The 13,803-nt window shown below is 60.3% G+C and carries 10 protein-coding genes and 2 pseudogenes; 2 read left to right on the top strand and 10 right to left on the bottom strand.

The annotated features are described in order from the left end of the window. Positions 1–7: 7 nt before the first annotated feature. Positions 8–490 (bottom strand): ParB/Srx family N-terminal domain-containing protein, encoded by a 483-nt coding sequence (locus HCN58_RS17710; RefSeq protein WP_171580676.1) that lies wholly within the window; start codon positions 488–490, stop codon positions 8–10. 205 nt (positions 491–695) lie between these two features. Then, a complete protein-coding gene (locus HCN58_RS17705) occupies positions 696–2,372 on the bottom strand; it encodes a hypothetical protein (RefSeq protein WP_235983689.1) in 1,677 nt (558 codons plus the stop codon). Positions 2,373–2,915: 543 nt separating this feature from the next. On the opposite strand from HCN58_RS17705, the gene HCN58_RS17695 reads away from it, so the two are divergent. After that, a complete protein-coding gene (locus tag HCN58_RS17695) occupies positions 2,916–3,218 on the top strand; it encodes a PD-(D/E)XK nuclease family protein (protein ID WP_235983687.1) in 303 nt (100 codons plus the stop codon). Positions 3,219–4,874: 1,656 nt separating this feature from the next. Here HCN58_RS17695 and HCN58_RS17690 read toward each other — a convergent pair. Both HCN58_RS17690 and HCN58_RS17685 read right to left on the bottom strand, forming a co-directional pair. After that, complete coding sequence (locus HCN58_RS17690) at positions 4,875–5,450, bottom strand: hypothetical protein (RefSeq protein WP_171580673.1); 576 nt, start codon at positions 5,448–5,450, stop codon at positions 4,875–4,877. Between the two features lie 177 nt (positions 5,451–5,627). Then, a pseudogene (locus HCN58_RS17685) lies at positions 5,628–5,858 on the bottom strand (hypothetical protein); the annotation flags it as partial. Positions 5,859–6,534: 676 nt separating this feature from the next. Between HCN58_RS17685 and hemN the strand changes: the two are divergent. Next, positions 6,535–7,886 (top strand): annotated as a pseudogene (hemN, locus tag HCN58_RS17680) (oxygen-independent coproporphyrinogen III oxidase). Positions 7,887–7,919: 33 nt separating this feature from the next. On the opposite strand, the gene HCN58_RS17675 reads toward hemN, so the two are convergent. The 6 genes from HCN58_RS17675 to ccoP form a co-directional block, all read right to left on the bottom strand. Next, complete coding sequence (locus tag HCN58_RS17675) at positions 7,920–8,327, bottom strand: DUF6455 family protein (RefSeq protein WP_171580671.1); 408 nt, start codon at positions 8,325–8,327, stop codon at positions 7,920–7,922. 150 nt (positions 8,328–8,477) lie between these two features. Next, positions 8,478–8,666 carry a cbb3-type cytochrome oxidase assembly protein CcoS gene (gene ccoS / locus HCN58_RS17670; RefSeq protein WP_171580670.1) on the bottom strand — a complete coding sequence of 63 codons (189 nt, stop codon included), beginning with the start codon at positions 8,664–8,666 and terminating at the stop codon, positions 8,478–8,480. Further along, positions 8,666–10,858, bottom strand: a complete 2,193-nt coding sequence (locus tag HCN58_RS17665; protein WP_171580669.1) for a heavy metal translocating P-type ATPase — start codon at positions 10,856–10,858, stop codon at positions 8,666–8,668. Before HCN58_RS17665 ends, ccoS begins: the two co-directional genes overlap by 1 nt. Before the next feature lie 11 nt (positions 10,859–10,869). After that, positions 10,870–11,391, bottom strand: coding sequence for a FixH family protein (locus tag HCN58_RS17660; RefSeq protein ID WP_171580668.1), 522 nt, complete (start codon positions 11,389–11,391; stop codon positions 10,870–10,872). Beyond that, entirely contained in the window at positions 11,388–12,851 is a 1,464-nt protein-coding gene (gene ccoG, locus HCN58_RS17655; protein ID WP_171580667.1) for a cytochrome c oxidase accessory protein CcoG, read from the bottom strand. Before ccoG ends, HCN58_RS17660 begins: the two co-directional genes overlap by 4 nt. A 77-nt stretch (positions 12,852–12,928) precedes the next feature. Then, on the bottom strand, positions 12,929–13,798 hold the full coding sequence (gene ccoP / locus HCN58_RS17650; protein ID WP_171580666.1) for a cytochrome-c oxidase, cbb3-type subunit III: 870 nt from the start codon (positions 13,796–13,798) through the stop codon (positions 12,929–12,931). Positions 13,799–13,803 lie beyond the last annotated feature (5 nt).

Below are 13,803 nucleotides of genomic sequence, written 5' to 3'. Positions count from 1 at the left end.
GCGTGTGTCAACGTCGTGTAGAACCCACGCCGACATCGGCATCGCCGCCGCGGGAGACGCCTTCGAAGAGATCGCTCAACTCGAGCTGTAGCATCTCGTCATCCCAATCATTCGCGTCGGTGAGCCGATTATCGGCGATGACGTAGGCGCGGTTCTGCTGATCGCTCCAACCGCGCGCGACAATGAGCGGGACACGCGTCATTCCGAGCAGTTTGCCGGCGGCTAGACGCCCGTAACCGGCTAGAACCATGCCATCATCGGCTGCCAAGATCGGCATCGTCCAGCCGCATTGCCGGATCGACGCCGCGATCTGCTCGATTTGCTCGGCCGAATGCGCGCGGGAATTCCGCTCATAGGGCCGCAATCGCTCAATCGGGCATTTTTCCACGGCCGCCTTGCCCGCTAACGCATCCATGATTTGCCGTCTTGTGCGCTTTAACTTCGAACGACGTTGCTGAGCGGTTACATTGAGCGAGACGACTACGGCCAATGCCGCACGGCGTTTGCGCCTACGAGCGGTCATTGAACGGCGCCACTTTCGAAGATTGTCATCCCCTTATTCGGTTGGGCGCAGAAAAACCTCACTCTCATAGCTTGGCGGCCCGATGGTGGCGGTGTAATTCACGGCCTGAAGGGTGAGATTTGTCTCCGGTTGAGACGCGCCTGGCAGCACGTTGTGCAAGCGCATTCCCTCCTTAAGGTCTTCGGGCGCCCACTGTGCGCCGTGCCGCCACTCCAGGGGAAGATATAAAGATAGATTCGGCAGCGGACCCCGGGTCATAAGACGACTGATCTGCCGGGCCGGAGGTATATGCCTCGAAGTTTCTATCCCAGGATGGCAGGTTCGACTGACTGACACTTTGCGCTGGCAAATAGGCCGGCTGCGGCGCCCACTGGGAACGGCTCGTTGTACTCCAATCGTCGATTGGCGACTGGCGGGCTAAATGATCCACTTCCAACTGCGTGGCTTCAGTATCCAGCAGTCGCCGAAGCTCCCCTGGAGAGAACTGCTCTAGATTGAAAGTAAACTCCTCTAGATCGACGGGTTGATCATCCGGCTGCCGCTGAATTTCGTTGTGGAGCTGCTCTTCCAGTGCCAGAAGCTCCTCTGGAACGACGGAGGCTGGCGAAGGCATGGATTGATCATCCAGATGATCGAGCACTCGCCGAAGCTCCCCCGGAGAAATCTGCTCTGGATTGAATGCGACGTGCTCTTGGACGAAAACCGACGGAGCGGGTTGATCCTCCTGGCGTTCCCGAAGCTCCTCTCGCCGACTGCTAGCTTCATGCGACGCCCTGTGCTGCGCAGCGGCGTCGCCGATGAGCCTCGGTTCCATCAGCACCGCGCTTTCGGGATGAATGGGAGCCACGTCCGGGGGGTGAGGATTGGGCTGGGCGCTGGGGAGTGCGATCGTGCCTGTCGACCGGAAGGTCCGGAGCTCGTCTATTGCCCTAAGGAGTCGGTCGGGATTACCCTTTCCGATGAACCCGGACACGTCACCACTCAACGACTTACTGTCGAGCCGAGCAACAAGGCTTGGTTTGTTTTTTGCGAAGAGCCAACGGCTAAAGCTACGAAGAGCACCTGCGTAATTGTAGGCGGAGGCTCTCATTCCGGCCTTGATGAAGGCCTCCTGGAGCCCCAAGATATCGCGAGCATCCTCGAAATAAAGAGGCCGCATGTCCGACCCTGTCACAACCCCCCTTGATTCAGTCGGACGCAGCGCCGAGGACGCGCTAAGCTGCGCAGCGGCGATGTCGAGGCGCCTAGTCCCGGCCGTGATGAGGGCCTCCTCAAGCCCCAGGACAACGGGAGCATCCTTGGCGCGACCTCTCCTTGGGCGTACGATGACTTCGCCCGTCGACCGAAAGCTGCGCAAATGGTCTAATGCTGAAAGGAGTCTCTCGGGTTTACCCTTTCCGGTGAACTCGAACACGTCACTGCCATCGCTCAGCGACTTACTGTCGAGCCGAGCAACAATGCTCGGTCTGTTTTTTGCGAAGAGCCAGCGGCTGAAGCTAAGAAGAGAATTTACATACTGCTTGGCGGTGGCACCTATCCCGCCCTTGATGAGGGCCTCCTCAAGCCCCAAGATAACGGAAGCATCCTCGGAATAGAGAGGCCGCCTGTCCCACTGCCCCCGTATCACAATCCCCGCTGACTGAGCCGGCTGCAGCGCCGAGGCGGCGCGCATTGCTCCATCACCTCCACCTGAATTGGTGATTTCACTCAGCTGCCGCTCAATGGCAACGTCTTGCGGATTGTCTAGGGTCCTCGGCCTCTTCGCTGGACTCAACTCTGCTGTGTCATGCTCGTGGTTGATGAGGACCTCCTCGCTTGGCAGGAGGTTGCTCCTGGCAAGCGCACCCATCAGCTCGTCCGAGGACCGCTGGCCGTCGCTAGACACATTGGGAGGGGGCTACGGCGCGGCCCTTCGTCGGGCATCGCGGTATCGGCCTGGCGCGCCTCGTCCAATTGCTGCTCAAAGGCCTCTTGCCCGGGCCGGTCCGCTTGCCGCTCTTGCAGCACAGCGTGTTGCACCTGGGGCCACGCTGTTAAATTGGATGCGTCAAAATTTTTCGGGTCCACGCTAGCCTCACGTCCAAGATCACCTGAGAAGGTACTCATGCAAGCTGTTGAGAAGCTGACGAGGCCGCGCGGTCCTGTGGCTGGGAGGCCTTCCCGCCGCCCAGCCCTGTTCGCTCCGATCACTGCAGGCATACAACTTTTGTGTGCCTGTTCTACAGCGCCTTGACAAGCGCCAGAACGACTTCAGTTTTGCGCTCCAACCCCTTCAAGTGGGCTTCCTTCAAGGTGTTGGCCCCCAAGGCCTACTTGCGGCCATGTCGGGTTAAAAGTCGCTCAATCCAACCACGATGAACGGGACTTGCGTCAATCCGAGCAGCTTACCGGCATGATCATCGCCCTCGGGCAATTCCCGCTCGTGCAGCAAGGCATGCTCGGCGGATCGCCCGAACGCTCGTTGATCTGGAAGGACCCGCGCGGATTCTGGAAGAAAGCCCGACCGGACGAGATGCCGAACCACAGCGGCGATTTCGTCGACCTTAAGACCACCGCGTCCGTCCTCTATCGCGACACGCAATACTCGATCGCCGAGTACGGCGACATTCAGCAAGCCGCGGTGGTGATGGGGGGGCGCCCGCGCGCTCGGCATGGTCGCGAATTCCTTCACCTTGATTTGGGTCGACAGCGATAAGCCGCATTGCGTACGCGCTGAGACGCTCAAGGACGAGGATTTGGCGCGCGGGCACAAGCTCAACGAGCTGGCCGGCAGAGTGTGCTCGCAATTCGACGAGAAAGAATAATGCCCGGGTTGCGACTTCAGCTGATCTGGCGATGGATTGGTGCGAGGACGCGGCGCCCTCCCCCTGAATTCATGGGTGTGAGTGAGATCAAATGCAAGATCTGCAAGCTGGCGCTCAACACTCGCCATAGTAAAAAGATGCCCGGCCACCTTTCGGCGGCCGGGCCGAAGTCAGTCTGGGAGGAGCGACGCTGCTACACATCGCACCAGCTTCCGTCGGCAGAGGGAGGGTGCCGACGGTTCATTTACGGCGAGGGCATTCGCCGTTAACTTTAGCCACGGGAAGACCGATATCCGTTCCAAACGAAATCTGGTTTCGCTTCCTTCTGCTCTCTTCAGGGAATTCGGTCCAACGCTCGCGGGAAGATCAACAACGGCGTCAGTTCTTCCCTTCACGTAATCTTAGGACGATCGCCAAAGATCATGCTTCTGAGATGAACCCCACGGAAAAGAGGCTGTCTGTCAATGCTTCACCCATCGATTGATCGTCATCCACGACGAAAATCCGCCGAGTGTGCGCGCCATCTGCACCGGCCTATGCGCTTTTTCTATGCAGCATTCCGTAAAATTGGTGAAATCGATTGTTTTGATGGGATACATCTATACTGTTGATACATAAAGACATGCGTTCAGCGGCCTTAATCTAAGTCGCGTTCGTGCCGGACGCTCTGATGACCCGGCGTAAGCTCTGGCCACATAGCAATCTGTTCTATCATGACCTCGCGGTGGCCGACTTCTTTACGCGGCCTCGGCGCTTTTCCCACCTGCAAGATCCGCTGCGAGGCTTGCGCTACTTTTTCGGATCAGCCAGGGCACGCCGCGGAAACCTCACAATTGCGCGTTTAGGGCTTCAATCTCGGAAGACCGCTGAGGGAGCGCGTTGGCCAACGGCTGGTGCGGCGAAGGTAATCAGCGAGATTTGCACGGACACGGCTCGCAACGGCGAGGCAGCCGGCTCATCATGGCGCAGATTGTTTGATGGCGGACAAAGTCTCACTCAGCAATGTGGTAATTGCGACACTATTCTCAATCCAAGAATATCGCGCGGCCGTGCCCCGGGCCGACAAGACGCACATCATCGGCAGCCTTCGAGCGGCACGTCATTTGCAAAGATGATGTTGGGCGTGGACACGGACGGTCACCCGTGCCGATGCCCGCAACCTCCAGGTTGCAGCCCGACGCACCTCTTGGTTCTCTTTTGCAAAGTGCGTCGGGCTTTTTCGGTCATCATACAGACATGTCCTTGCAAGTTTCCACACATCTGCCTGTCCTCCGGTGATGCAAATTGGAACGCCGATGAACTATACGCGCACATTTTAGGAGACGCCGAACGAATCCATGTCGGCGCCAACACCGGATGCATGGTGATGCTCTCGGAGACCAGCGGCGTTGCGGTCGCCGAGATTTGGTCCACTTCCTTCGCCAGACGCAGCGGTAACGCTCTGGGTGAGCAGGAGGCAGCGCTTGCGCCAGAGCGTCGCGGCGCTGAAAAGTTCAGTTCCCTAGATTGATCACCGTCAATAGGTCTTTCGGTAACGTCCAATCCGATTAGAAGTGCACGGTGCTCCGTATCCGGATTTTCGTATTCGGGATGCGACAATGCACCAGACAACCGGTTGGGGAGCCATCGAAAAACATTCCCAAATTGATAATTTCCCGTCGATTTAGAGCGCTACCAACCACAACCTTGACGGTCAAGCCCATTGGCTTTGAATCGCTGATCTCGCGGCTCATGCTGTTACTGGCCGCTTTCCCAGTGAAGCTGATGGAAGCCACGCGATCCAGCTCGCGACTGCGCGCTGCAATGTATGTTAAGCAATTGTGATGCTCACCCGGGATTTCAATCTCAAATGAGAATTCCTCGATAGCCGTATTGCCGTCGTTCCGCACCCGAATGATTACGCGGGTCAGCGACCGAAGCGTGCCTCCGTCGAATCCAACTCCTAGCTCTCTGCTCTTAAATTCGTTTCGCAATTCGCGCGTTAGATCCAGCGTCTCTTCTATTTCAAACTTTAGCTTTCTCCGCCTCGCTACAAGAGGATGCGCAATCAAGAACCGCACGGGAGCGCTGATCGCGGCCCGGACGATAGCCGAAAACGGCTGTTTTGCTCTGAGATCCGGCATTTTTTGCCTCCAGCACCGGGCTCCTTATCGCAGGGCCATGTCGGCGGTGCTACCTTGATGCGAGCGCGAACCGATTCTGTCGGAGTTAGCTCCTGCGAGCGTTTCGGGGCGCTTGCGTTGTCTGTCGTCAATGGTGCGAACCTAAGATCGCGCCTGTTCAGCGGAATGCTCGAGCATCTAGCGCGCTCGTTCATTTGTTTTTCCAGCAACGCCAAGCCCAACCACGTCTCCCTCAATCATGGCCTTTGGCGGAATCATCGCGCCGTGATCGGACGCCAGCACTGACTGCAGCGGGCCGAGCGCGGCAATCCTGCCGTCGACCAGCGCCGCGACACGGTCGCAGACCGCATGGAGGCTGTTGACGTCGTGGGTAACCATAAAGACGATGAAGCTCAGCGTCCGCTGCAGCCTCACCATATCGAGCTTCGCATTGGCAATCCGGCGGCTGTGGTGCTGCCGGCACAGGTGACGGCCACGCGGTGGCCCGCGGATTGAAGTCCCCGGGCAACTACGGCGCCGATGCCCCGGATGCTGCCCGTATCCAATGCAATGCGTGCCATGCCAATCTCTCTCCTGTCTTCGTGACCTGCATCTTTGCCAAATAACGCAAGAAAGGCCGGCGGCTTTGATGTGGGTCAACAATTGGGATCGCGCTGCCATGTTGAATCCGTCCGGCGGCTACGGGCATTCGCGCCTCAAGGAAACCGTGCTCGGCGCTGTCACGCGAGCAATGCTTCAGTCCATGACCTTGCCGAGCTGATGTCCCACCCACCTTCTACTAATGGTTGCTTCCGATACCAGAGAGAGAGAGAGAGAGAGAGAGAGAGAGAGAGAGATCTCACATATATCCATCATGGATGCCGCCAATATCATGCTGCGCTGTCACATCAGCAGCCTGCGGTGATGAATGAGGACGGCACGCTTAGCGATCATAGCGAATTGACTTTGCAGGTCGGGTGCAGTGGAAGCTCCGCGGCAAGCGGGGCCCGAAGCGGCCCGCTAATTCGGAATCCAGTTGACCCAGCGCAAAGTCCAGTCGGCGCCAAGGCTGTTATGTGGCTAGGAATGGGAGGGGAACTCGAATATGCGATCGGATTTGGCTGACATCTACGGGCAAGACAAGCTCCCCCGGTACACCAGCTATCCAACAGCCCCGCACTTCTCTTCTGCAATCGGCGAGAAGGTGTATCGGCATTGGCTCAGATCGGTTTCGGTCCACCGACCCGTCTCGCTCTATTTTCACATACCTTTCTGTCGCTCAATGTGCTGGTACTGCGGATGCCATACATCGGTGGCCACGCACGACGAGCCGATCGCCGCGTTCGTCGCAGCTTTGCGTCGGGAGGCGCAACTAATCGCGGACACGATAGAGAAAAGCCTGCCGGTCGCGCATCTGCACTTCGGCGGGGGCACTCCGACCATCATGGCTCCGCAACTGCTCGTCGATCTCGCTGACGCCTTGCGCTATATCTTTTTCGTAACTCCGGATGCCGAGATTGCCGTTGAGGTCGATCCGCGAACTCTGACCAATGACCTGACGCAGGCTTTTAAATACTGCGGGGTCACCCGCGCGAGCCTCGGAGTTCAGAGCTTCGACCGAAGAGTGCAGCGCACAATAAATCGATTGCAAAGCTTCGAGCAGACGGCAGCTGCAGTCGAAAGGCTTCGCCGGGCAGGTGTGCGGGGGATCAACTTCGACCTTCTCTATGGTCTCCCTTTTCAGACGGTAAGCTCTTGTCTAGACAGCATTGCCAAGTGCGTCGAATTACGCCCCGACCGGCTTTCGGTTTTCGGCTACGCGCACGTCCCCTCATTCAAGAAGCATCAGCGCAAGATCGCGGAGGAGAGCTTACCTGACAGCGTCGCGCGACACGTGCAGTCCGAGACCATCGCAGAGGCCCTTCAGGACGCGGGGTATGTGCGCATCGGATTGGATCATTTCGCGCTCCCAGACGATGCGCTCGCGACGGCGCAGCGCGATGGCCGATTGCGGCGCAATTCCAGGGCTACACCGATGACGGCGCTGACACACTCATCGGCCTCGGGGCGAGCGCGATCGGTCGGATGCCCCACGGCTTTGTCCAAAACGTGGTGGCCATCCGCGACTACCTGAACCGCATCGCGGAGGGCCGGCTAGCCACGGTGAAGGGTTATGCTTTCACCGAGGATGATCTTTTCCGCGCTGACATCATCGAGCGGATCATGTGCGATTTGACCGTTGACCTGGAGCAGATATCCCGCATCCATCGTCGGGATCCACGGACAGCAGTCGTCGATCGCGCGCGCATCGACCGGCTTTTAGCAGACGGAGTCGCGACAATGTCTCAAGGTCGGCTAACCGTCAGCGAAGGATCGGAATTCCTGGTGCGTAGCGTCGCCTCAGCGTTTGATGCCCACCTCTTGCGGTCAACAGGCGTGCACAGTCGCGCGGTTTAAAGACCGTGAGGCCCTTAGACCATTTGTAGCTTGTCAGCAGCAGCTCGGACCACGAACGAGATCCATCGCACCTGGCTTTGGCTTCGTCCGGAGCGCATCGATCGTGTAGCTGTTGGCGCAGTATTCATGAAGGTGCTGCGCCGTTGTTTCCGCCTCTATCTCGCGGTTGCATCGGGTCTTTTCGGCGCACAGTGCACATACCAGCGTCATGTCGCGCAGCATGCCCGGCTCCTTGCGCGCAATGGCCGTCTCGTCGATGCCAAGCACCTTGAGTAGTCCCGACAGCTCATCAGCGCGGCGCCGCCCACGGTAAGTGAGGGTTTCGAGCTCGGTCGGTGAGACGCGAAGGTCGCGCGCGATGCAATCGAGCTCGGCGGCTCCAAGAGCGCGGAGGTCGGCGGTATCACGGAGCCGGCCGAGCCACTCCGAAAACCTGCCCATGAGCCTACCTCCGATCGATTCCGTTCTTATAGCCGATGCCATAGTACCCTCCCGGTACGGTTTGAGCACGTCAAGTATGCGGGGCGAAATAGCCGACCGTATTGCGTGAGATCAAAATTGGCGCATCCCGGGACGCGCAACGACGAGGCGTTACGGTTGCGATTCCGACCTCAGCTCGACGCGGCGCGGAGCCGGCGTTTGGTCGTCGTCAGAAATCGCGCGCCAGGCGGCTCCCTCGAGATCGTCATATTGGCCGTTCTTGAGCGACCACAGAAATCCGAGGAGCCCGAACAGGCCGAGCAAGAGCGCCAGCGGCACCAGGAACACGATCACCTCCATCACAGATTCTCCTGCGGGACAGGTCGCGCTCGCAGCGCATTCAGCATCACCAGGATCGAGGAGCCCGACATCGCGGCAGCCGCGATCAAAGGCGTCACGAAGCCCAGAATGGCGATCGGCACTGCGAGGAAATTGTAGCCGACCGCGAGATAGAGGTTCTGCCGCATCAGGCGCAACGCTTTCCGCGAATGGTCTACCGCGGCAATCACCGGCGCAAGGCGGTTGCCGAGGAAGACGAGATCGGCTGTCGCCTGGCTCAAATGCGCCGCCGAGATCGGCGACATCGAGACATGCGCCGCCGCCAGCGACGGCGCATCGTTGAGCCCATCGCCGACCATCATGACTTTAAAACCCTGCCGCTTCAGCTCCTCGATCCGAGCGATCTTGTCGGCGGGCGTGACGCCGGCGCGCCATTCGGGGATTTGAAGCATCTCAGCCGCGGCGCGCACGGCCGGCTCGCGGTCACCGGAAACAATCTCTACCGCCACACCACGCTTCCGCAGCGCCGCGATGACCGCGCGCGCGTCCGGCCGCAGGCTCTGGCATACCGCGAACACATAACGTTTTTCGCCACGCGCGAACGCAACGACGGAAGCCTCGGGATCGCGGCTTAGGATTTCGTTCGCGAGATCATCGGCCTTGCAGAAAGTCGGACTTCCAAGCCTCACCTCTTCACCTTTAAGAATGCCGCGAACGCCCTGCCCCGGCTGTTCCGTGATCCCGGGCAGCGGCGATTTCGCGCCGGCCGCGCGCGCCAGCGCAGCGGCGACGGGGTGATGGCTCGCCAGCGCAAGCCGGCCTGCGAGGTCGAACACATCGGCGGGCACGGCCGCCGCGTTCACCACATCGAGCTCAGGTAACGTCAGCGTTCCCGTCTTGTCGAAGATGATACGGTCGACCTCAGCGACGCGCTCGATGGCATCACCCGAATTGAGCAGCACGCCAGCGCGAAACATCGCGCCCGACGCCACTGTCTGTACCGTCGGGATCGCAAGCCCCAGCGCACAGGGACAAGTGATGATCAGAACGGCGATCGCGGTGATAATGGCGTTATGGACGCTGGCGCCGGCGATCAACCAGCCGATCATGGTCAGGAAAGCGGTCGCATGGACCACCGGTGCGTAGAGGCGCGAGGCACGGTCGGCGAGCTGCACATAGCGCGAGCGCACCTGCACGGCATGGTCAAGCAGCCGCTGGATTTCCGCAAGCAGGGTGCCTTCGGAAGCGGCCGAGACACGGATGCGCAAGGAGCCGGAGATGTTGAGCGAGCCGGCATAGACCTCGCTGCCCGGCTCGACCGCCGCGTGCAGCGTTTCACCCGTGATCAAACTCTGGTCGATCTCCGACCTGCCGTCGACGACCGTGCCATCTATCGCCGAACGCTCGCCCGGCCGCAGCAGCACAATGTCGCCGGCCATGACCGCCGCGGCCGGCACCACGGATATCTCGTCTGGACCGACAAATTTGGTCGCCGTCTCGGCCTTCAGCGCGGCGAGATTGCCGGCCACCGCGCGGGTTCGCCGCCGCATGTTCTGGTCGAGATAGCGCCCGATCAGGAGGAAGGTGAGCAGCATGATCGCCGCGTCGAAATAGGCGTGCTCGGCATGGCCGATTGTCTCGACGATCGAGGTCGCAAGCGCCAGGATCACGCCGATGCTGATCGGCACATCCATGTTGACGTTGCCAGTGCGCAGCGCGTTGAACGCCGAGCGAAAGAAAGGCTGGCCGGCATAGGCCGCCGCGGGCAGCGCGATCAGCGCCGAGATCCAGTGGAAGAACTCTCGCTGCTCCGGCAGCATATCGCTGACATTGCCGGACCACACCGGGATCGACAGCATCATGACGTTCATGGTCGCGAATGCCGCAACACCCAGGCAGCGCAGCAGGAAGCGGGAGTTCTCGGCCTCTACTGCTTCGGCGGTGACAGCCTCGAACGGATAGGCCTTGTAGCCGAGCTCGGCCAGGCGATCAATGAAGCGCGCCGGATCGAGTGCGCCCTCCTTCCACTCCAGCGCGACACGGCGGTCGGTCAGGTTGACGCGCGCCAGCGTCACGTCCGGGATGGCTGAAAGGCCACGCTCGATCTTCGAGATGCAGCTGGCGCAACCGACGCCTTCGACCGCGAGATCAATATGCGCCAGTCCGGAGCCGAGATGCTTGACATAGTGCGAAAAGTCCCGCGTCGCCTGCATGAAGATTTCCCTTAGTTCAGTACCACGCGGTTCCTAGACATGAATAGACGCCGGCCGTCGGCTTCGCTTTCCAGCACCAGATTCCATTGTCCCGGTCCGACGGCGCCGCCGCTGCCCCGATAAATGCCGCCCGTCACCTCCGACAGCGCGATCACCCGGTCCGCCCGCCGGTCGGTCGGCCGCTCCAGGCGACCGGTGAATTTCAGTCCGGTCAGCGCCTTTCCGCTCCCGTCGCGTGCCTTGACTTCCAGCGCCGTGTCGCCGTCCGCACTACGCGCAAGATGCGCGTCCACCTTCCAGCTGCGTGCTTCCTGCTCGCGTGCGGCGGCGATCTCCTTCTCATAGGCAAGGCTCGCCGCATAGGCGCTGTCGACGTCGGTGCCGGGCAGCGTCATGGAAGCAAGCCTTATCATGGTGAGGTTGACGCCGATGACGACGCCAAAGAACGCAAGCAGCATGAAAAGCACCTTGCTGCCGGTGAGCGGCTTTGGCGATGCACTGGCTCTGTTCACGACAGCTCCACTTGTTCTCATGGCAAGACGAAATTGTCGATCGCGAAAGCGACCTCACCTAGACCGATATCGGTGATCCGGAATTTGATCGGGATCGATCTTTCGGGGTTCTTCTCAGATGGGGCGGTCACCAGCACGCGCAATTCCGTGGTGCTGTCGCGTCCTAGCACGACCATCGGCCTATCAGGTGTAATCGAATCGTCGCCCACGACGTGCAGCACAGCATACGGCGGACCATCGACGTCGATCGTCACCACGCGGTCAAAACCGCGCTTGTTGAGGAACCGGACCGTGTAGGCGTTGCGGATCGAGCCGTCGCTGAGCTTCACCGCAACCGGGTTGCGATCGTGCAGCACGTTGATGTCGAGCAGCGAACGGGTGAGCAGCGCATACAGCATGATCCCACCGACGAGTGCGATCAGCGCGGTGTAGATGATCGTGCGTGGCCGCACGATACCGTAGATCGGCGGCTTTCCGGCCATTCGGCGCTGGATGTTAATGTCATTGTCGTAGCCGATCAGCCGAGTCGGCCGACCGATCTTCTTCATCACGTTGTCGCATGCGTCGATGCACAGGCCGCACTGGATGCAATCGATCTGCGGGCCATTGCGGATATCGATGCCGGTCGGGCAGGCCGCCACGCATTGATAGCAATTGACGCAGTCGCCGGCAGGCAGGCCGAGCGCCCGCAGCTCGTTCGCCTTCTTTACCGACCTGCGCTTTTCGCCGCGGTCGTAGCGATAGGTGACGTTCAGCGCCCACTCGTCGGTCAGCGCCGCCTGGATACGTGGCCAGGGGCACATGTAGACGCAGACCTGCTCGCGCATGAAGCCAGCGAGCAGATAGGTCGTCGCGGTGAGGATTGCGATCCAGATATAGGCGATCGCCGGCGCCTGGAAGGTGACGAGCTCCTTCACCAGCGTCGGCGCGTCGGTGAAATAGAGCACCCAGGCGCCGCCCGTCCACCAGGCGATCAAGAGCCAGTTCGAATGCTTAAGCATGATTTCGGAGATGCGCTCGAGTTTTAGGGGATCGGCGGAAGCCGCCTTCCTCATGCGCTCGCGCCGGTCGCCCTCGATCAGGCGCTCTACCGCATAGAACAGGTCGGTCCAGACCGTTTGCGGGCAGAGATAGCCGCACCAGATGCGGCCGCCGACCGAATTCATCAGGAATAGTGTGAGCGCGGCGATGATGAGGAGGCCGGTGAAGTAATAGACCTCCTGCGGCCACAGCTCGATAAAAAAGAAATAGAAGCGACTGTTCGGCAGATCGATCAGCACCGCCTGATCTGGGGCGCCAAGGCCGCGATTCCAGCGCACGAAAGGCAACAAGTAGTAGACGCCCAGGCAGAACGCCATCAGGCCCCATTTAATCCGACGGAAAGTCCCGAAAACACTCTGCGGGTAGACCTTCTTGCGGGCCGCGTAAAGCGACCCAACATCTTCGACTTGGTCGGGGTTTATTTGGACGATCTTGTTCATGGGCCCGCGCTCTCCTAGTCTCCTCCTCTCTGCCGGGTTGATCCAGCGCAAACCCAACGCCGCTTCCCTTTGCTCCGCTACTTGCCGCCGCCGAGCGTGTGGACGTAGACCGCCAGCGCCTTGATGGTGGACGGATCAAGCCGGCCCACCCACGCCGGCATCACGCCGGCCCGACCATTCGTGATGGTCTCAATCAGGGTCGCCTCCTCCGATCCGTAGAGCCAGATCTTGTCAGTGAGATTTGGCGCGCCGAGCTCCTGGTTGCCATTGCCCGCCTCACCATGGCAGCTCGTGCAATTCTCGGCAAAAATTTTTGCGCCGGCGGCGACATCGTAACCCTGGCGCGTCGACAAGCCCGAGAGCGAGCGCACATAGTTGGCGACCGTGCCAATCTCGTCCCGCTTCAAGATGCCATCCTTGCCGAAGGCGAGCATTGCGCCCTCATGGGTTTTGGTGTGACCCGAGCGCGCGCCGAACTGGATGGTCTGCACGATCTGGTCGAGCGAGCCGCCCCACAACCAGTCGTCGTCGTTCAGGTTGGGATAGCCTTTTGCGCCGGCGCCGCCCGAGCCGTGGCAAGGCGCGCAATTGTCGCCGAACGCGGCCTTGCCGCGAGCGCGCGCCAGCGCCAACAGCGCCGGATCCTTTTCGATATCGGCGAGCGAAGCCGCACCCAGCGCAATCATCTTGTCGCCGCGGATCTTTTCCAGATTGGCAAGCTCGACGGCGACCGCGGCGCGGGTCGAATAGTTGAGCGCGCCCCTGGTATAGCTCCACAGAAGCGGCCAGGCCGGGTACACAACCCAATAGCCAATCGCCCACAGTATGGTGGCGTAGAAGGTGATCAGCCACCAGCGCGGCAGCGGTGTATTGAGTTCCTTGATGCCGTCCCACTGGTGACCGGTGGTGGTCTTGCCGGAAACCTTGTCGAGTTCGCTTTCCGCCATGACCT

Source organism: Bradyrhizobium australiense, from assembly GCF_013114825.1.
GTDB classification, from domain to species: Bacteria; Pseudomonadota; Alphaproteobacteria; order Rhizobiales; family Xanthobacteraceae; genus Bradyrhizobium; species Bradyrhizobium australiense.
This window is presented reverse-complemented; position numbering and strand designations above follow the sequence as displayed.

Bases quoted from the DNA above. Each gene is read 5' to 3' on its own strand.
- ccoP (WP_171580666.1), bottom strand. From the start codon at position 13,798: ATGGCGGAAAGCGAACTCGACAAGGTTTCCGGCAAGACCACCACCGGT.
- HCN58_RS17690 (WP_171580673.1), bottom strand. From the start codon at position 5,450: ATGCCGGATCTCAGAGCAAAACAGCCGTTTTCGGCTATCGTCCGGGCC.
- HCN58_RS17675 (WP_171580671.1), bottom strand. From the start codon at position 8,327: ATGGGCAGGTTTTCGGAGTGGCTCGGCCGGCTCCGTGATACCGCCGAC.
- HCN58_RS17695 (WP_235983687.1), top strand. From the start codon at position 2,916: ATGATCATCGCCCTCGGGCAATTCCCGCTCGTGCAGCAAGGCATGCTC.
- HCN58_RS17705 (WP_235983689.1), bottom strand. From the start codon at position 2,372: ATGGGTGCGCTTGCCAGGAGCAACCTCCTGCCAAGCGAGGAGGTCCTC.
- ccoS (WP_171580670.1), bottom strand. From the start codon at position 8,666: ATGGAGGTGATCGTGTTCCTGGTGCCGCTGGCGCTCTTGCTCGGCCTG.
- ccoG (WP_171580667.1), bottom strand. From the start codon at position 12,851: ATGAACAAGATCGTCCAAATAAACCCCGACCAAGTCGAAGATGTTGGG.
- HCN58_RS17660 (WP_171580668.1), bottom strand. From the start codon at position 11,391: ATGAGAACAAGTGGAGCTGTCGTGAACAGAGCCAGTGCATCGCCAAAG.
- HCN58_RS17665 (WP_171580669.1), bottom strand. From the start codon at position 10,858: ATGCAGGCGACGCGGGACTTTTCGCACTATGTCAAGCATCTCGGCTCC.